Raw genomic sequence first — 16422 nt, forward strand, 5'->3', positions numbered from 1 at the left:
CGGACAACGATGCCATGTCCCTGATCATGACAGGTCGATCTCCGCAGTGGCAGCAGCTTTCGTTTCCTGCAGCTCATGATCGAAGGCGTCCATGCCTGCCTGTACCGCCATCACAATGTCATCGCCTATGATGACGGAGCCCGCCGGCACGTTCGGTTCTGCCTCGACGATCTGCGCCAGGTGTACGGTCGATGCCGCAGGCTCCGTTGCGGGATGGAGAGACCGTGTCGGTGAATAGACGACCCGGGCATTCCGCAGCGCGGCCATCTCGGCCCGAAGCGTGTCGAGTTCCTCCCGCAGCGGATCGGGATAGGGTAACGGTCCCTTCTGGGCGTCGACAAGGGCTTTGAACCGAATGTCCTCATAATAGACAATCCGATCTGCCAGGATCGGGTTCTGCCGCTCCGGGATCAGAATGACCTTGTCTGGGGCAAGCCTGCGGATCTCGTCAGGCGTCATCAGCGGACGTTCCTCGTTGCGTCGAGAAACCGACCGTTTCAGAAAACCCTTGCCATCCTGCGAGTAGGTGTCGCTCAGGGCCAGCCGCGTGGTCTTGCCCAGAGCCTCGGCAACCTCGCCGGCGGTCTTCTTCTCGTTGGGCGCGATATAGAGCTTCATTCCGGCGGCGGCCTCGATCGACAGCCGCTCGTTTTCGGAGTAGATGGTTTCCAGCCCCGGCACCGACTGGGTGATGATCGACACCCGCGCGCCATGACCGGCAAGCTGCTTCAGCGATTGCACGATGATCGGCATGGGGCCAAGCTGGTCGAACTCGTCGAGGATGATCTGCACGGGCCAGGGCTCAAGCTTCGGGTCAGGGATGCGTGCCCGCATCGTGGCGATCAGTTCGCCGAACATCAGCCGCAAGAGGGGCGCGAGCGTGGGGACGTCGTCCGAATTGGCGACGACATAGATCGCGTGCGGGCTGCGGCGGATGTCGTTCCAGGAAAAGTCGTTGACCGCCGTGACCCTGTCGATGCGCGGGTTCAGCCACAAACCCAGACCCGCCCCGTCAAGGACCGAGATATAGGATGACAGCGTCCGGTCCGAGTAGCCCGAGAAGTTCAGAAAGATCGTGGCCGAAGGGGCGTGGCGCGTCTCGCCCGCAAGCCTGCGGAAGGCGATGTCCTTGTTCGCAGTATCGAAGAGAAGGCGGGCGATGGCACCGATGCTGGCCGTGCCACGCTCGATGGCCAGCATCCCGGCGGCTACGAACAACTGGCGCGCGCCCACGATGAAGTCCGACGCGCCACCCTTTTCGGTCTTCGGGATCAGGAAATAGCTGGCAAGCTTCGAAAGCTCGGTGAAGCGCTGATCGGTGTCCGCAATGCGGGCGATCCGCTCAAGCGGGTTATAGCGGTGTGTCGGATGGTCGAAATCGAACGGCGCGATGCGAAACACCCGGTCTCCCCCAGCCTGCCGGTGCCGGGAGGTGGCTTCGAAGATCTCGCCCTTGACGTCCATGATGACGCAGGAGCCCGGAAAAAGGAGCGTGTTCGGGATGACATAGCCCACCCCCTTGCCCGAGCGCGTCGGCGCCGCGACCAAGGCGTGCGGGAACCTGTCGTAGCTGCCGCAGACAAAGCAGCCCCTCTTGTGCGCCTTGCCGAACTTGCCGAACACGAGACCCGAGCCCAAGGGTTGCACGAGCCCGTTCCGCCGGACATCGCGGCGGCTTTGAAAATGCGCCTTGCCGTAGGTGGTCAGCTGTCGGGAGACAGACAGGAATGCCCCGGCACCTCCCAGCAGCAGCGCACCCGCCAGCACGATCCCGTAGGCTGATCGCCACGGATCCCGTCCCGCCGCCCGCAAACCCGGGAAATCGGTGAGGAGCACGAAGGGATGCCCGGCGTTGGGGTTCGTGCCCGATTGCCACTGCAGCCAAAGGCCGCCGATCATCAGGCCCACAAAGGCTCCGGTAATGAGGCCGGTCGCAACCGCAACGCTCTGGCGGGTCATGGCCTTTCCCCATCGAGCCCCGGAAACCAGGTCTCCAGGATGCCCCTCCCGGTGCCGATCCGGCCGGTCTGCACGATCACGTCGATGGACTGGAGAACGTAGTCCCGGATCTCCGACAGCGTCAGCGGCATGCCCGCACGCATGACCAGGAAGGCGAGCCTGTTGACCGCCTTTCGCGCGCTTGTGGCATGGATGGTCGTGAAGCTGCCCTCGTGACCGGTGTTGATGGCCTCGAGAAAGGTGACCGCCTCGGTCCCACGGAGTTCGCCCAGGATGATCCGGTCGGGGCGCAGGCGCAGGGTCATCTCCAGGAGCTTGTCGGCGGAGCGTGCCGAGCTCTCCAGCCGTTCGGCGATCAGGCTGACGGTATTCTCCTGGGCTGGAAGCAGTTCCGTCGCATCCTCGATCAAGGCCAGGCGATGCTCGTCTTCCACCATCCACAGGAGGCGCCGCGCCAGCTCGGTCTTGCCTGAGGAAGTGCCCCCGGAGATCACGAGGTTCATGCGGGACTGGACGCAGGCCCGCAGAAACACATCGGGATCGTCGGCTTTTGTTGCCAGTTCACAGATGGCGCGGAGCTGTTGGAGCCGTTCCGTCTCAAGCGATACGGTTTGATCGCGCAAGAACGGGAAGTGACGAGGTGCATCGCCGGCCGCCCTGCGGCGGAACACCCGGATCGAGATCACCGAGCCGTCCGCGGAGGCAGGCGGGATGATGGCCTGGCAGCGCAGGGCGGATCCGGCAACCTCAATGGTGGTCGAGATCGCGGGCTGGCTGTCGGTCAGCGTCAGGCGCTGCTTGTTGGCGATCAGACCCGCCAGATCCCTGACCTCGACTGGCGGGAGGATGATCCCGGCCAGGGACATATGACTGTCGCCTGCGCGCTCCACCCAGACCCGACCGTCGGCGTTGATAGCGATCTCGATGGTGGCCTCGTCGCCAAGCAACGGGCGCAGCACCTGGAGCCGGGTTTCCAGATGGCCCACCTCCGTCATGGGAACAACTCCAGGTCGGCGTTCACCATGACCATGACCACGGCGCCCTGGTCGACGCTGATCGTCGCCGGAATGTCGATGTAGTCCCCGATCACCCCGCCGATCGCATCGCTGGCGTTGCTGCCGATGTTCTCGGCGGTGTCGCTGGCGATCCCATCGTCGCTGCCCTCCTCAACGGTGGCCGCGAGCACCGCGGGGGCGGCGCCGATGATCGACACCGCGGCCGCCGCCGAGAAGCGCGCCAGGGTGCGGGTGTTGACCCGGCCCGTCACGCCCGAGCGGCCCACGCGGTCTGTCCCGTAGGCGGCAAGATCGACCGACTGCCCGTCCGGCGTCACCACCCGGTCCCAGGCCACCATGATCCGTCGCTGGCCCTTCTCGATGGACGAACTGTAGCGGCCAAAAAGCCGTGCGCCCCGCGGGATCAGGACATTGGCCATGTCCATCGACCAGACATCATAGCTGACGGTTGCCGCGATATTGCCTTCGAGTTGACTTGAGATGGCGTTGGCGAGCGTTGCCTCGATCAGTGTACCCTGAACCACGGTGCGCGAAGGCTCGGAGATGACCTCCGCCTGTACGGCCTCGGACCGGCCCGCACGTCGGAACCGTTCGGCGGCGTCAGACCGCTCGTCGATGCCACCCGGCCCATCGTCTTCGCCTGTCCCGCCGCCGCCTGACCGGTATGCCACCATCGCCGACTGCGTTCGGGCTTGAAGCAGCGCCTCTTCCTCGGCACGGCGGGCCTCAAGCGCGGACCGGCGCCGCTCCAGCTCTGCCAGGCGCTGCGCTTCCAGATCGGTCTGCACCTGCGTCTGGTTGGCCAGTTCGGCAGCCAGGTCCAGATCGGATTGCAGGCGCAGGTTCTCGCGGGTCAGCTCATCCAGCGCCTGGTCCTTTCCGGCCATGTCGCCCTTCAGCTGGTCCAGCTCAGCGCGCAATGCCTCGAAATCGGCGGCGGAGGTTTTCGGGTTAGCCCGCGCTGCGGCAAGCTCTGCCCTGGCTGCCGCGAGATCGGCCCTGGCCTGCTCCAGAGCTGCACGTGCTGCAGCTGCATCAGCCTGGGCCTGAGGATCGGCGACCGTGCGCACGGCGGTGCGCCTGTCCGGCAGGGCTGGCGCAGGGTTTGGCTCGTTCTCGGTCAGCGTGAAGCCGTCAAGCCCCGTGTCGTCCTGGAACTCGCGGACGTCCGAAGTCGGCAAGGGGGATGGAGCCGGGTCTCCCGACGGGACCACTGTCGCCACATAGGCGCCCCCGGCAAGTCCGGCCGCTAGCATCCCGGCAGGCAACGCCAGCCGCCGCCACAGGGGCGGCCTGGCTGCCGGTGGCTGCATCCGGCGCAGCCGTTCCTGCAGGGGATCGGCTTCCGCCATCAACGCGTCCTCTGCCCGGCACCAGGCTTCGTGCCCTCCACGCAGACATAGGCGTCGCCATAGCGCAGCACCCAGCGTTCCGAGCGCGCGCCCACGGTGATGACAGTACCGTTTATGCTGGTGTTGACGCTGTACTCCCGGCCTTTCGCATCGGCCCGGAAGACCGACGGGATGGGCGCGCCGGAAGGGATCTGGAATAGAGTCCGCTTGCCATCATCCGAGATCCCGACTGGCACAAATTCCGCTGCGCCACGGCGGCTCAGGACGCGGTAGGTCATTGGCACCTCCGCCGGGATTGCCGCTGCCGTGGCCGCGCCGCGGGACCGCGAGTTGCCGCTGCCCGGCACGGTGAACTTCACTGACCAGTTGGGCGTGGCCCGCGAGGACTCCACGGCATGGATGAAGTAGAACCGCCGATTGGTCTCAACGGTCAGGTTGGTGCTGACGCCCTCGAGGACGGGCTTGACGGTGAAGACGTTGGAGCCTTCGAGCTTCTCAACCTGAAAGGCCTCGCTGTCGCCCATCGCAATCGAGCGGATTGTCTCGCCGTCACCCAGTTCGACCAGGGTGACGTTCCGGACCCGGGTGTTGATGGTATAAACCTGCCCCTCCTGGAAGGTGGCATAGGTCAGGCGGCTGTCATTTCCGCCCGCACGGGGGCGCGCTTCCGCATTTGCTGAGACAGGCAGGGACATTGCGAGCAGCGCGATGATCGTAACAGAGCGGATCATGGCCGGGCCTCCATATCCTGAGCCTCAAAGCTTTCTGCCGTGACGCGGTAATCGGTGACGGTGAAGCCGAAGGGGTTCTCCCAGACGAGTTCCACCGCGCTCGCGGTCGTAGGCTCGAAGGCATAGCGGACCGTGGCATAGAATTTGCCGACCCGGTCCGGCTCGCCGGGCTTTTCGAGGCGCTTGGTGAAGCGGACCTGGGCGGTGTTCTCGGCAACCGGTGTGATCGACAGCACATCCACGATGACCTTGCCGCTCGCGCCATAGATCAGCGGCGGATAGTTTGGGTTCGTCTTGTCCCATTGTGCTTTCAGGGCCGCCTGCACGCGGGTCGCGGACATGCGGTAGACCCGCAGGATACGGGCCTCGTTATCGGCCTCGTCATAGGTCTCGCGGCTCTTGACGTAGTTGTAGAGGAGCGACTGCTCCACAGCTACGCCTTGCTCGACACCGGCCGCCTCGATCCGGACCGCGCGCTCGGCCAGACCGGTGTCCTTGTCCACGATGGTTACGAAAGCCTGTGTTTCCTTCAGGGGCAGCGCCAGCCCTGCGACGGCGACTCCGCCGAGGCCCACCAACACCCCGCCGATGGCCACACTCCAGGCCAGCCGCTCGCGCCGACGGACCCCAAAGATCAGTTCGGTTTCCAGGATCGTCCTGCTGTCAGCCTCGCCGTCTTTCATGGCATTCTCCAGAACTCGGGCACCTCATGCGCCGCTATCACCCTTGCCCTGCATGATGTTGATGCCGCGCAGCTTGGCGCGCAGATCGGCACCCTTCTCAGCCCAAGCGCGGTCCCGGGCACGGGCGGCAAGCATCGGGGTCTTGCCCGTGAGTGCGCCGGATATGAATGCCTCGCCACGCGCCTTGAGCGCCTCTCCACCCCTGCGTATCCCGGCTCCGGTCGCAGTTGCGGGAAGCAGCAGTGGCCGCCCCACCAGCCGCACGGCCTCGGGAGCGAAGTTGGCCAGATTGAAGCTGCCGGTGATGTTGGCCGCCGCCGTGGGGATCGACAGCAGGGCGAAGATGCCGACAAAGGCGACGCAGAGGAAGCCGAGGAGCATCGAGAGTTCTTCGATCCTGTCCTGTTCCGTGAACTGGGCATCTGCCATGGACGTCACAGCGCCGATGACAGCGGCCGCAGCGATCGGATACATCAGATAACCCACGAACGAGGTCAGCCACGCCTCGAAGAGCGTCTTGGTGCGTTCGAATAGGGTGGCGAGCATGGCCAGCGGCGCCACACCAAGCAGGAAGGCGATCATGATCTTCGAGAAGCCGACGATCAGCACATAGGCCGCCATCAGGACCGACAGGATGAGAAACAGAAGCGCGGCAACAAGTCCCCGCACGATCGAACTTACCGCGCTGGCCGCACCGTCCGCCACATCCGACATCTGTACGGCGAACTGGTCCATGGCGGCGGCAGGGGTAGGAGTATCGCCCTCGAAGAAGCTCAAGGCCAAGCTGCCGGCACCCGAGGACAATGCGTCATAGATCGCACCGAAGTTCGCCCATGTGCGGGCGAACAGGAAGACCAGCACGATGCGCGAGACGATCTGCCAGCCATCGCGCAGGGACATGTGGTAAATGCCAAGCGCCATGTTGATGCCGACCAGAGCGATCAGAAGTGTGGCGATGATGGTCAGCATAGGATCAAGGGCATCCGCCGTGGACGTGAAGTACGCTTCGCCGACGTCAAGGACGGCAGCATCCAGGTCAGCCAAGATGTCTTCAACCAGGGCCATCAGTAGTCTCCGCACATGGCGTCAACTATCTTCTTTTGTCTTTGGTATTCACGATAAAGGTCGCGCGTATGGTTCGGCTTGAGTGTTGACACTTCCAGCCTCTCGCGGAGCCGGTCCTCGAACATCGTGACCGTCACATGCGGGATGATCTTGGCCTCGCAGGTGCAATCTTCGGTGGCGATGACGTTTGTGACGGACAGATACCCTTCGATGTCGCGATAGGCTCTGTTTCCCGGTCTACCAGGAGACCGCAGGTTCGCTTGCAGTTCCGGGGTCTTCTCGCAGGTCCGGTATGGCTGATTCAGCCCCGCGCTCGGCACGCGTTCCACGCTCGATACATCCACATCCGGCGACAGGTCGAGGTTTAGGAAGTCTTCTTCCGCCTGCCTCTCGGCCTCGCTCATCTCGGCCTGTTGGTCCAAGAGTTCCTGCAGTTCCGACTCGGGGAGGTCAGGAGGCGCTCCGGAGGTTTGCGCCAGTCCCATCGTGCCAAGCCCCAGGATCACTAGCCCGCTCAGCAATGCCGTCCGTATCATGGTCAGTCCTCCAGCTTCATGCGCAGGTACTTTTCCTCGTCGGCCGCGGTCGCTGCGTCCATGACTCCCATATTACCCTGACCGACTGTCTGGATCGCCTCCATTGACCAGACATTGGCAAGTGCGATGCCAAGCTCGGCAGTGACCCGCGTGTTGAGATCGATGGCTTCCTTCAGCCCCGCCGTGTCGGGAATGGTCTGCACGAGGCCGTCGAGCCGCGTCAGGCTGTCGGTGGCCGCCTGCGCCGAGCTTTCCGCCGCCACGCTCATGAAGGCGTTGACGTTGGCAGACTGGCCGATCCTTGCCGCTGCGTGATCCTCGCTTCTGGCCAGCGTGTCGACGCCCTCCCGAGACAAGCCTGCGGTTGCAAAGGTGCCGTCCACATGACCTGTGACAGTGCGCCCGCTGTCCAGGATGTCGCCGGAGGCCAGCACGCGGCTCCAGTCGCCCATGCGCGCTGCCTCGACCGAAGCGGCCAGATCCGAAAACCCCGGCAGGATGTCCTCGAGGAAGCTATCGGGGTCGACACCGAGATCGGCCAGGGTGAGCCCATCGCGCAATGCGCCGATCTGGTCCTGCAGGAGCACGATCTGCTGGAGGAGCTGCCTCGTCTGCTCGTCGAGCTTGAGGTTCTGGGCAATCTGCTCCTTCAACTGCAGCTTTGCCTCCGTGAGCTGCTCGACGAGCTTGGCCAGGCTGGTCGCGTCGATGGTGGGCACGCCCTGTCCGGTGACGGGCAGGGCCAAGGCGCAGGAAAGGGCGCCGAGTGCGAACGCTTTCGAGATCCGTCTCATCCGTCGATCCTCATGTTCAGGTAATCCTCGTCCCGGGCATAGGCCTCGAGGAGCAGTGTGGTGCGGGCGGTCTCGACCTTGCGCTCCACAGCCTGCAGCCGGGTCAGGATCACCGCCATGCGCGCCACCTCGGCGCGGGCATAGGTGTTCAGATCCATGGCGGCCTTCGCGGACCGGGCCGCCTCAACCTGCCGCAGGATGTCCTTCAGCCGGGTCATGGAGCCGTGCATGGTGTTCAGGCTAATCGCGGCATAGCCTAGGGCCGCGTTCGAGACATTCGAGGTTTCGGCGATGGCCATGTCGCTTGGATCGAGCGTGCCGATGGCCTGCGGATCACCGCCCATGCGGCCCGCATAGCGGTTGTAGTAGCCGGTGATCCTCGCGACGTAGGTCCGGGTTTCCGCGTAGGGCGGGATGCCACCGTACTTCTGGACCGCACCTGGACCGGCATTGTAGGCGGCGAGTGCGAGCGGCATGGTCCCGAACATGCCGAGACCTTTCAGGAGATACCGCGCCCCGCCCTCAAGTTGCGCGCGGGGATCCTGGCGGCTGCCATCGTCTGGAATGCCAAGCTCGGTGAAGGTGCCCGGCATGATCTGGGTCAGCCCGAAGGCCCCGACAGGGCTGCGGGCGCCGATGGAGAAGTTCGACTCCTGCTTGACGAGCGCCTGCAGCCAGCAGCGGAACTCTACCGCATCGATGCCCGCCCGGGCCAGGGCCGGGTGTCCGGCATGCGCCTGCGCGGTATCCGCGATCATCTGCTCGATCGTGAGCGGCGCATCCCCCATGATGCGGGCGGCATAAGGGTTGTTGTCGGGGATGGCGTAGATGTCCGTGGCTCCCGTGAACGCACCATCGCCCGAGACCCCCACTCTCTCGAGACCCGGTACGAAGCGGGAGTTCTCGGACAGCAGGGCGAGCGTCTCCTGCGCCGCCACCAGTTGATCGCCCCGCGCCGCAATCTGTCGGAGCCTTTCCTCGTTCTTGGCCTGCAGCTCCCCTGTTCTGGCCACCTCCTCGCGCAGGCCGAGCACCTCGAGGGCAACCTTTTTCGCGTCGATCACCGGCACGCCTTGCCCCGCCACGCCCGCGGGGATCACCACAAGGGCGATCAGGATGCAGGCGGGAGCGGAAACGCAGGCCTGCATCGCACGTCCTCCTACTCGCAGGGACTTGTGGCCACGAAGGCCATGCCCGACCAGCAGTTGGTCTTGCGGATCGGCGGGTCGCCGCAACCTGCAAGCAGGGTGGCGATGGCAGCCAGGAGCACAAGCTTAGGCATCGTGGGTCCTCCAGAAGTGGGGCCGCGCGGCATAGTCCGGGCCGAACGCCCGGTGGCCTGCCTCGCCCCCACCAAGCGCCGTCAGGAGGGAGCCGAGCGGCGCGAGATCGACGTTGAGGATCGTGGAGCCGTCACCGTGGCGCCACAGCGCATGGCGCTCGACTGTGCGTCCCGTCAGGATGAAGTGCAGCTCGTTCTCGGTGAAGCCAAAGCCCTCATAGTCCGCAATGTCAGCAGCCCGGTTGGGAAAGATCATCTGGTTTGGCATGGCCTGGATGATCGAGCCGGAGTGGCTGTCGCGGATCTGGGACGGGAACTGCGTGAGCAGCACGACCACGACATTGAGCTTGCGCACCGTGACCAGCCACTTCGGCAGCCAGCGGACGAAGAACGTGTCGTCAAAGACCGTGGAGGCCTCGTCGATCACGAGAAGGGTGGGGCGCTTCTCCTCGAAGAGAAGCTCAAGGCGCCGGAAGATGTAGGACAGCACCGCCGTGCGTTCCGTGGCCATGGACAGGATCTCGGTCAGGTCGATCCCCGTCACCGGCGCGGTGAGATCGATCACCGGCTGATCGGTCTCCCCGAAGACCCAGGCATAGCGCCCTTCGGGGGCCCAATCGGCAAGCTTCATCGCCAGGTCCCGGTTATCCCCCACATCGCCGATCAGATCCCCGAAATGGGCGAAGGTCCTGAGCGCCTCCGGTGCCTGGCCGTTCTGGCGCACGGCACCTTTGAGCGCCTCGGCCTGCTGCGGCGTGAGCCGGGGTCCGTCTCGCTCGACCAGCCGGGCCAGCCAGTCCAAAAGCCAAGCCTCGCCGCGGGGGCCGCACTCCGTCAGAAGGGGGTTGAGCCCGGTGGGCTGACCCGCGCGAATGGCCGCGTATCGGCCCCCAAGCGCCGTGATCGCCATGCGCAGTGCCTGGTCCTTGTCAAAGAGGATCATCCGGGCACCCGTTCGCTGCGCCTGCGCGGCCAGAAACGCCATCAGCGAGGACTTGCCGCTGCCCGAGGGACCAAGGAACAGCGTGTGTCCAATGGTGGGCTCGGCCTTGGGATCGCCCGGCGCATGGAAGCTGAAGCGATGCGCCGCACCCGTTACTGTCTGGAACACCGTGACCGGCGTGCGCCAGGGCAGGGCCTCCGCCCGGGTGCCCGCGCTCGCCATGTGGAAGGAAGCCATGTCGGCGAAGTTGATCGACTTGGTGAGCGGGCTCCAGATCTCGTAGTCCTGGTTGCCGGGATGGGCCGCGAAGTAGGTGGCAGCCATCGTGTCATTGCAGCGCACCAGCTTTACCTTGGCCTGTTCCGCCACGCTGCGGACCTGGGACACCTTGGCCTCCAGTGCGGCCGGGCTCTCGGCGAAGACGGTGATCGTCAGCTGGTGCTCGCCAAAGCCGCAGCGGCCCGACTCCACGTCGTCATAGGTCTGGTGCAGATCAGCGGCGATGGAGCCCACCAGATCGCCCGCGGCTTCCATCTGCTGGATGCGGCGCTTGGCGAGTTCGCTGACCTTGCCCATGGCAACGGGCGTATAGGAATGCGAGATCACCGTGTCGGTGCCGGCGTCAAGGGCGTCGAGCATGCCCGGCCAGGTCTGCTGGGCATTGCGCCAGATCGATAGGACGGCCGCATGGCGCGGCCCGTCAAAGCCGTCGCGGAACTCGGCCACGGGCCCCTTGAAGCGGACCGACAGCAGCGAGACGTCCTCGGCAATCAGCGTGTGCAGCCCGCGATACTCGGGCCGGTATAGTCCGGTGCTGATGGCCGCATAAAAGCCGAGAAGCGTACCGTCGCTGATCCTGAGGCGATGGCTCTTCAGCGGCAGGCTCGTTTCCAGGATCGAGACGACCTCGCGGAGCTCGCCCAAGCGTTCGGCAGTGTTGCGGTCGAGAAGCCGCCCGACCACCTTCGCGAAAAGCGGCACCTTGAGCGGCACCCGCTTGTTGCGCACCACCGTGAGCACCAGCATGAACTCGCGCAAGGCGCGGCCGGACAGATGGCCGCGCCAAGCCATCTCCACGTCCTGCGCGAAGCCCTCCCCATAGAGGGGCTTCAGCCCGAAGGCAGCGGGCCGCATCAGCCGGTGGACGTAAAAGGTGAACCGGTCATCAAGCCCGTCAAGGATGGCGGCGAAGCTGCGGGCCAGATCGAGGATGTCGCGGTCGGAGGCAGTGATCCCGTCGATGCCGCCGATCTCCAGGCTTATCATCAGCGCGTTCTCGCGGGTGCGCACCGTGTGATCATCGACTTCGAGCGCGTAAGGCATCTCCGCATAGACCTGCGGCGATCTCGGCACATGGCGCCGGGCGCGTTCGCTGACCGGGAGGGTACGGGCGCTAAACATAGTGGCGGCCCAGCCTTCGTTTTTTTCGGGACAAGGGCGGTGGGGTCTTCCTCATCACCACTGCCACAGCCTTGTGGCCGTTCGGGTTCATTGCGGTGATCAGGCGGGCGAGGCCGTACCAGAGAGGTGCAGTCAGCAGCCATGGGGCGGCCTTGACCCAGATGAAGGGCAGCATGACAAGCGCGCCAACCGCCATCGTGTAGGGCATTGGCAGGCCGAGGAGCCTGGCCTGGCGGGATAGCCCGAGAATGACGGCATGGCGCTCCATCAGCTGAAGACCGCCTTCAGGTCCGCCACAAAGCCCGGCGCGCCGAAGACCAGAAAGGCACCAACGGCAATCATCAGCACCCACATCCAGCTGATCTTGTTGAAGGCGGCTGCGAAGCCTGCCAGCACCAAGGCCACCGTGAAGAAGACGGTGGCGATGTTGCCGCGGATCCAGGCGACAAAGTCGTTCCCGACCGTATCGGCTTTCGTGAAGTCTACGCCCGATTGTGCCAGGGAGTCGCCGGCCACGGCGGTCACAAGGAGCCCGGCGAGGAGGGTAGGCATCAGGAAACGGATCGGAGCCATGAGGGTGGCCTTTCCTAGTTTCGAAGGAGGCGGTCTCGTTCCGCCAGCACGCGGATCACGTAGTCACGGGTTTCTCGGTAGGGTGGAACGCCGCGGTAGCGTTCGACGGCGCCAGGCCCGGCATTGTAGGCAGCAAGCGCCAGCAACGGTGAGCGGAACACCTGCAGCTGCAGAAGCAGGTAGCGGGCGCCGCCGTCGAGGTTTTGCATTGGATCGTGCGGGTTCACGCCGAGCCTTGCGGCCGTACCGGGCATCAGCTGGGCATAACCGATGGCACCTTTGTGGCTGACCGCACGGGGGTTGAAGCGTGACTCCTGCCAGACCAGGGCTTGGAACAGAGCGGCCCACTCTCGCGGCGAGATATCGTTCTGCGAGAGGGCAGGGTGATGCTGATAACGGAGCGCCACAGCTCGCGTGGCGGCGATGTCGGTCGCGCGGCGGCTGGAGGCTAGCTGGTCAGATAGCGATGCATCCAGAGGCGCCAAAAACGTCATGGCGTTGCCAGAGTTGGCCGCTCCCATATCAGCGGCCAAACCTTCTCGTGCTTGCAAGTTGATGCGACGACCGTCAGCATCGAAGTGCTGCACGGAACTGGAACCCCTTATACCAATCTGCCTTCCGCTTGCGTCAAAGCGCAGAACATCGGCTGCGGCAGGTGAGACAAGTCCGATCAGGCTGATTAAGATCCCAGTTTTGACAGAACCATGCTGCCCTCGTTTGAACGAGGTTGCCGTTTCCACGACAAGGCTCCAAACAAATTTTCTGCGGTCTGAACAATAAGCAATCGGAAGCGCGGATGCAGGTGACGCGTCTTGTTTGCCTGAGTTAGAGCCGCGCGACCATGGTGACGCCTTTGGCTCCTGGAATAACCGTGGCGGTGATCCCCAGATCCGTCTGAGCGTTGAACAGCCCGGTGGTGGTCTTGATCTCCTTGTACGCGTAATCTGACGGATCAAGCTTACGTCCTGATTGCTCAGCCCGCCGTCGTTCACGGTACAGGTCTCTCTGAGCGACGACCACACCAAAGCGGCCTGTTTCTGGCTCGAAGGCCACCAGGTACCAAGACCCTCGGACCGTGTTTTGTGCTGGGACAGGGTCTTCAGCACAAACCACGTGAAGTTCCCAGCCGTCCAGGAGTTTTTCCCTACACATGTCAACGGTGAGCACCTCGTTGCTAACCTGGACTTGGTTGGTCATGCGACGCGCTCCACAAAGCAGCCTGACGCGTCTACGCCAGACTATCAAAATACGTATTCACCACGCAAGTAGGTAAAACGGAGATTCTCACCTTCCTTGCCGAGTGTCTGTTATCCGTGTTGGGAAAGAATCTTCAAGCTATAGCAACTCCACAAGCTTGATCGTTCTAAACTCGACTTCACGTTACATTTGAGCAGTTTGGAGCCAAAAAAATTTTGCCCAGTCGAACCTGCTCGTGGCGACCTGACGATGCCCGTTCCACGCCTACTGGTGATCCACTCCCGCTTGCTGCCATCGGCGGACCTCGCCCGGCTCGGACACCGCGAGTCGCACCTGTCCAGAGGAAAGTGTATACCGCCGGCAGTAAGCGCGACGACGAGGCCCTATGCAGCGAGGCTTGACGCTTGGTCGTAGCACCAGGGCATGAGGTCCTCGATGCGGGATCTGGGGTGTCCGTCGAGGATGGCCCGGAGGGTATCGGCGAGGTAGTCGACGGGGTTCACGCCGGACAGCTTGCAGGTGGCAACCAGCGAGGCGAGCATGGCCCAGTTCTCGGCGCCGATTTCGTTCCCGGCGAAGAGGGCGTTCTTCCGGGTCAGCGCGATCGGACGGATCTGGTTTTCGACCGGGTTGGTGTCCAGCTCGAGGGTGCCATCGTCGATAAAGCGGATCAGGCCGGGCCAGTGCGCGAGGGTGTAGCGGATATCCTCGGCCAGCAGGGACTTCCGCGGGATGCGCGAGAGCTGGGTCTCCAGCCAGGGCTTGAGCGCGGAGATGATCGGGGCGGATTGCTCGCGTCGGATGGCCATGCGGACGGCCGGGTCCTTGCCGCGCACGGTCTTTTCGATCTGATACAGCAATGCGATCTGGCGCAGCATCTCCTCGGCGATGGGCGAGCCGTCGCTCTCGACGCGTTTGACGAAGCGGCGGCGGACGTGGGTCCAGCAATAGACCAGCTGCCACGGCCCCTCATCGCGCGTGATCTCGGTCAGCGCATTGTAGGATTGGTAGGCGTCGCATTGCAGGAACCGGCCGCGGTATCCGGCCAGGAACCTAAGCGGATGTTCCCGTCCCCGACCGGGAGCGTAGTGGAACAGCACGAGGGGCGGGCCGGCACCGCCATGCCCGCGATCGTCGGATACGACGGCCCAGAAGTAGCCGCTCTTGGTGGCCTTCCGGCCCGGCTCCAGAACAGGCGCGCGGGTCTCGTCGACGAAGATCCGGTCGGCGACGCGCAGGTGGACCTTCATGTGGTCGATCACGGGCATCAGGTGGAAGCAGGCGCGGCCGACCCAATTGCCGAATGTGCCGCGGTCGAGGTGGAGCCCCTGCCGCTCGAAGATCCCCGCCTGGCGGTAAAACGGAAGGTGGTCGCCGAACTTCGAGATGATGATCCATGCGATCAGCCGCTCGGTGGGCAGGCCGCCCGGCACGACGTGCTCGGGCGCATGAGCCTGCACTACGGCCTGCGAGCAGCGGCGACAGGCATATCTGGGGCGCCGCGTCACAAGAACCTGGAACTGCGCCGGGATCACGTCGAGCCGCTCGGAGACATCCTCCCCGATCCGGGCCATCTCACCACAACCGCAGGGGCAAAGGGTGCTGGCCGGCTCGATCACGCGCTCGACCCGGGGCAGATGCGCCGGCAGATGCCCACGGTTGCGCGCGGGCTTGCGAGGTTCTTCCCCTCGCGCCCGGGAAAGCGCGGCTTCAGCCTTCTCCTGCGCGGCCTCAAGCACGCCCTGGGCCAGTTCGGCGTCCTCGAGCGGCAAATTGAACTGGTCGGGTGACAACTTCTCGGAACTCTTGCCAAAGCGCTCGCGCTGCGAGGTGCGCAGGATACCCTCCAGCCGGCGGTTTGCCTCCTGTACCTCCGCGAGCGCTGCCTCGACCTCCGCGAGGCGGGCCTTCAGATGAGCGTTCTCGCGGCTGAGAGTGTCGGCATCCATGCCTGAAGTGAATCACGCTGATGCCGTTCTGGCCAGTAAAAACGGGGCCTCCAGTGCGTCGGATGCACTTACCCTGCAACCAGCGGGCGGCGCACCCGCTCGGGTCTTACCAGTCTCCAGTCCAACCCCTCGAACAGCGCCGCCAGCTGCGCCGAGGACAGGCGCATCACCCCATCCCGCACCTGCGGCCAGACGAACTTGCCGCCCTCGAGGCGCTTGTGAACGAGCACCATCCCGGTCTGGTCCCAGACCAGAATCTTGATACGATCTGCCCGCTTCGCCCGGAAGACGAAGACCGCCCCGCAGAACGGGTCGAGCCCGAACATCTCCTGCACCGCCAGCGCCAGCCCGTCGATGCCCTTGCGGAAGTCCACCGGCCGCGTCGCCACGTAGACCTTCACCGGCCCGCCCTGGCCGAGCATCACCATGCCGCCGCCCGCGCCGCTCGGATCGACCGCGTAAGCAGAACCTCATCGGTATCTGCGCCGACGCGGATCACGACATCACCCACAACAATCTCCACGCCGGTGCTGGCCTCCGTCTCTGCCGGCATCTCCGCTGCGGCGCCCTCGACGACCAGTTCTGCAAACATCGGCAGTGCCGCCACGCTCTCGGGCACGACAAGCTGTCCGTCCCGTAGCTTCTTCCGCCAGTCATAAACCTGCCAGCGCGTCGTCCCGTGCCGCCGCGCGACTTCGGTCACCGAAGTTCCCGGCACCAAGCTTTCCGCCGCAATCCGCGCCCGCTCCGCCTTCGTGCGTCGCTGACGCCCGGTCGGCCCCTCCATCACTTCCAGCCGCGAAACCCCACCATCCGAGAAGCCGTCCAAATGGCCGCCCATTTTGCCGTCTCGTTCCAAGCCAACACCTCCGACGTTCATGCGCACGGAGATTGGCCCGTTCAGATCACCAGCGGCAGGAGGGGATCAGCGTCGCGCTTAC

The 16422-nt window shown here is 64.6% G+C and carries 18 protein-coding genes; all 18 read right to left on the minus strand.

Annotated elements, in window-relative coordinates; genetic code table 11:
- Positions 1-24: 24 nt before the first annotated feature.
- Positions 25-1959: a type IV secretory system conjugative DNA transfer family protein gene (locus tag ACTJI6_RS18150; protein ID WP_440802688.1), complete on the minus strand. Its 1935-nt coding sequence runs from the start codon at positions 1957-1959 to the stop codon at positions 25-27.
- Positions 1956-2954 (minus strand): ATPase, T2SS/T4P/T4SS family, encoded by a 999-nt coding sequence (locus tag ACTJI6_RS18155; RefSeq protein ID WP_440802691.1) that lies wholly within the window; start codon positions 2952-2954, stop codon positions 1956-1958. The genes ACTJI6_RS18150 and ACTJI6_RS18155 overlap by 4 nt, the downstream gene beginning before the upstream one ends.
- Positions 2951-4327: a TrbI/VirB10 family protein gene (locus tag ACTJI6_RS18160; RefSeq protein WP_440802693.1), complete on the minus strand. Its 1377-nt coding sequence runs from the start codon at positions 4325-4327 to the stop codon at positions 2951-2953. Before ACTJI6_RS18160 ends, ACTJI6_RS18155 begins: the two co-directional genes overlap by 4 nt.
- Entirely contained in the window at positions 4327-5058 is a 732-nt protein-coding gene (locus tag ACTJI6_RS18165; protein WP_440802694.1) for a TrbG/VirB9 family P-type conjugative transfer protein, read from the minus strand. Before ACTJI6_RS18165 ends, ACTJI6_RS18160 begins: the two co-directional genes overlap by 1 nt.
- Positions 5055-5741, minus strand: coding sequence for a virB8 family protein (locus ACTJI6_RS18170; RefSeq protein ID WP_440802695.1), 687 nt, complete (start codon positions 5739-5741; stop codon positions 5055-5057). The genes ACTJI6_RS18165 and ACTJI6_RS18170 overlap by 4 nt, the downstream gene beginning before the upstream one ends.
- Before the next feature lie 24 nt (positions 5742-5765).
- A complete protein-coding gene (locus ACTJI6_RS18175; protein WP_440802698.1) occupies positions 5766-6806 on the minus strand; it encodes a type IV secretion system protein in 1041 nt (346 codons plus the stop codon).
- On the minus strand, positions 6806-7342 hold the full coding sequence (locus tag ACTJI6_RS18180; RefSeq protein WP_440802700.1) for a hypothetical protein: 537 nt from the start codon (positions 7340-7342) through the stop codon (positions 6806-6808). Before ACTJI6_RS18180 ends, ACTJI6_RS18175 begins: the two co-directional genes overlap by 1 nt.
- A gap of 2 nt (positions 7343-7344) precedes the next feature.
- A complete protein-coding gene (locus ACTJI6_RS18185) occupies positions 7345-8136 on the minus strand; it encodes a type IV secretion system protein (protein ID WP_440802701.1) in 792 nt (263 codons plus the stop codon).
- The gene (locus tag ACTJI6_RS18190; RefSeq protein ID WP_440802703.1) at positions 8133-9284 is read right to left on the minus strand and encodes a transglycosylase SLT domain-containing protein; all 1152 of its coding nucleotides are present in this window, start codon (positions 9282-9284) and stop codon (positions 8133-8135) included. Before ACTJI6_RS18190 ends, ACTJI6_RS18185 begins: the two co-directional genes overlap by 4 nt.
- A gap of 11 nt (positions 9285-9295) precedes the next feature.
- Positions 9296-9418, minus strand: coding sequence for a hypothetical protein (locus tag ACTJI6_RS18195; protein ID WP_440802706.1), 123 nt, complete (start codon positions 9416-9418; stop codon positions 9296-9298).
- Positions 9411-11762, minus strand: coding sequence for a hypothetical protein (locus tag ACTJI6_RS18200; RefSeq protein WP_440802708.1), 2352 nt, complete (start codon positions 11760-11762; stop codon positions 9411-9413). The genes ACTJI6_RS18195 and ACTJI6_RS18200 overlap by 8 nt, the downstream gene beginning before the upstream one ends.
- Positions 11755-12030 carry a VirB3 family type IV secretion system protein gene (locus ACTJI6_RS18205; RefSeq protein ID WP_306609299.1) on the minus strand — a complete coding sequence of 92 codons (276 nt, stop codon included), beginning with the start codon at positions 12028-12030 and terminating at the stop codon, positions 11755-11757. Before ACTJI6_RS18205 ends, ACTJI6_RS18200 begins: the two co-directional genes overlap by 8 nt.
- The gene (locus tag ACTJI6_RS18210) at positions 12030-12335 is read right to left on the minus strand and encodes a TrbC/VirB2 family protein (protein ID WP_440802710.1); all 306 of its coding nucleotides are present in this window, start codon (positions 12333-12335) and stop codon (positions 12030-12032) included. The genes ACTJI6_RS18205 and ACTJI6_RS18210 overlap by 1 nt, the downstream gene beginning before the upstream one ends.
- 14 nt (positions 12336-12349) lie before the next feature.
- Positions 12350-13075, minus strand: a complete 726-nt coding sequence (locus ACTJI6_RS18215) for a lytic transglycosylase domain-containing protein (protein WP_440802713.1) — start codon at positions 13073-13075, stop codon at positions 12350-12352.
- Positions 13076-13160: 85 nt separating this feature from the next.
- The gene (locus ACTJI6_RS18220) at positions 13161-13532 is read right to left on the minus strand and encodes a hypothetical protein (RefSeq protein WP_103174862.1); all 372 of its coding nucleotides are present in this window, start codon (positions 13530-13532) and stop codon (positions 13161-13163) included.
- 383 nt (positions 13533-13915) lie between these two features.
- The gene (gene tnpC / locus ACTJI6_RS18225; protein WP_080622378.1) at positions 13916-15481 is read right to left on the minus strand and encodes an IS66 family transposase; all 1566 of its coding nucleotides are present in this window, start codon (positions 15479-15481) and stop codon (positions 13916-13918) included.
- 68 nt (positions 15482-15549) lie between these two features.
- Positions 15550-15909: an IS66 family insertion sequence element accessory protein TnpB gene (tnpB, locus tag ACTJI6_RS18230; protein WP_214273084.1), complete on the minus strand. Its 360-nt coding sequence runs from the start codon at positions 15907-15909 to the stop codon at positions 15550-15552.
- Positions 15903-16322 (minus strand): IS66-like element accessory protein TnpA, encoded by a 420-nt coding sequence (gene tnpA, locus ACTJI6_RS18235; protein ID WP_440798008.1) that lies wholly within the window; start codon positions 16320-16322, stop codon positions 15903-15905. Before tnpA ends, tnpB begins: the two co-directional genes overlap by 7 nt.
- Positions 16323-16422: the final 100 nt, after the last annotated feature.

The organism is Paracoccus sp. 22332, assembly GCF_052045125.1.
In the GTDB taxonomy this organism is placed as follows: domain Bacteria; phylum Pseudomonadota; class Alphaproteobacteria; order Rhodobacterales; family Rhodobacteraceae; genus Paracoccus; species Paracoccus haematequi_A.

Coding starts and splice junctions, on each gene's coding strand:
- ACTJI6_RS18150 (WP_440802688.1), bottom strand. CDS start 1,959: ATGACCCGCCAGAGCGTTGCGGTTGCGACCGGCCTCATTACCGGAGCC.
- ACTJI6_RS18155 (WP_440802691.1), bottom strand. CDS start 2,954: ATGACGGAGGTGGGCCATCTGGAAACCCGGCTCCAGGTGCTGCGCCCG.
- ACTJI6_RS18160 (WP_440802693.1), bottom strand. CDS start 4,327: ATGGCGGAAGCCGATCCCCTGCAGGAACGGCTGCGCCGGATGCAGCCA.
- ACTJI6_RS18165 (WP_440802694.1), bottom strand. CDS start 5,058: ATGATCCGCTCTGTTACGATCATCGCGCTGCTCGCAATGTCCCTGCCT.
- ACTJI6_RS18170 (WP_440802695.1), bottom strand. CDS start 5,741: ATGAAAGACGGCGAGGCTGACAGCAGGACGATCCTGGAAACCGAACTG.
- ACTJI6_RS18175 (WP_440802698.1), bottom strand. CDS start 6,806: ATGGCCCTGGTTGAAGACATCTTGGCTGACCTGGATGCTGCCGTCCTT.
- ACTJI6_RS18180 (WP_440802700.1), bottom strand. CDS start 7,342: ATGATACGGACGGCATTGCTGAGCGGGCTAGTGATCCTGGGGCTTGGC.
- ACTJI6_RS18185 (WP_440802701.1), bottom strand. CDS start 8,136: ATGAGACGGATCTCGAAAGCGTTCGCACTCGGCGCCCTTTCCTGCGCC.
- ACTJI6_RS18190 (WP_440802703.1), bottom strand. CDS start 9,284: ATGCAGGCCTGCGTTTCCGCTCCCGCCTGCATCCTGATCGCCCTTGTG.
- ACTJI6_RS18195 (WP_440802706.1), bottom strand. CDS start 9,418: ATGCCTAAGCTTGTGCTCCTGGCTGCCATCGCCACCCTGCTTGCAGGT.
- ACTJI6_RS18200 (WP_440802708.1), bottom strand. CDS start 11,762: ATGTTTAGCGCCCGTACCCTCCCGGTCAGCGAACGCGCCCGGCGCCAT.
- ACTJI6_RS18205 (WP_306609299.1), bottom strand. CDS start 12,030: ATGGAGCGCCATGCCGTCATTCTCGGGCTATCCCGCCAGGCCAGGCTC.
- ACTJI6_RS18210 (WP_440802710.1), bottom strand. CDS start 12,335: ATGGCTCCGATCCGTTTCCTGATGCCTACCCTCCTCGCCGGGCTCCTT.
- ACTJI6_RS18220 (WP_103174862.1), bottom strand. CDS start 13,532: ATGACCAACCAAGTCCAGGTTAGCAACGAGGTGCTCACCGTTGACATG.
- tnpC (WP_080622378.1), bottom strand. CDS start 15,481: ATGGATGCCGACACTCTCAGCCGCGAGAACGCTCATCTGAAGGCCCGC.
- tnpB (WP_214273084.1), bottom strand. CDS start 15,909: ATGGTGATGCTCGGCCAGGGCGGGCCGGTGAAGGTCTACGTGGCGACG.
- tnpA (WP_440798008.1), bottom strand. CDS start 16,322: ATGGGCGGCCATTTGGACGGCTTCTCGGATGGTGGGGTTTCGCGGCTG.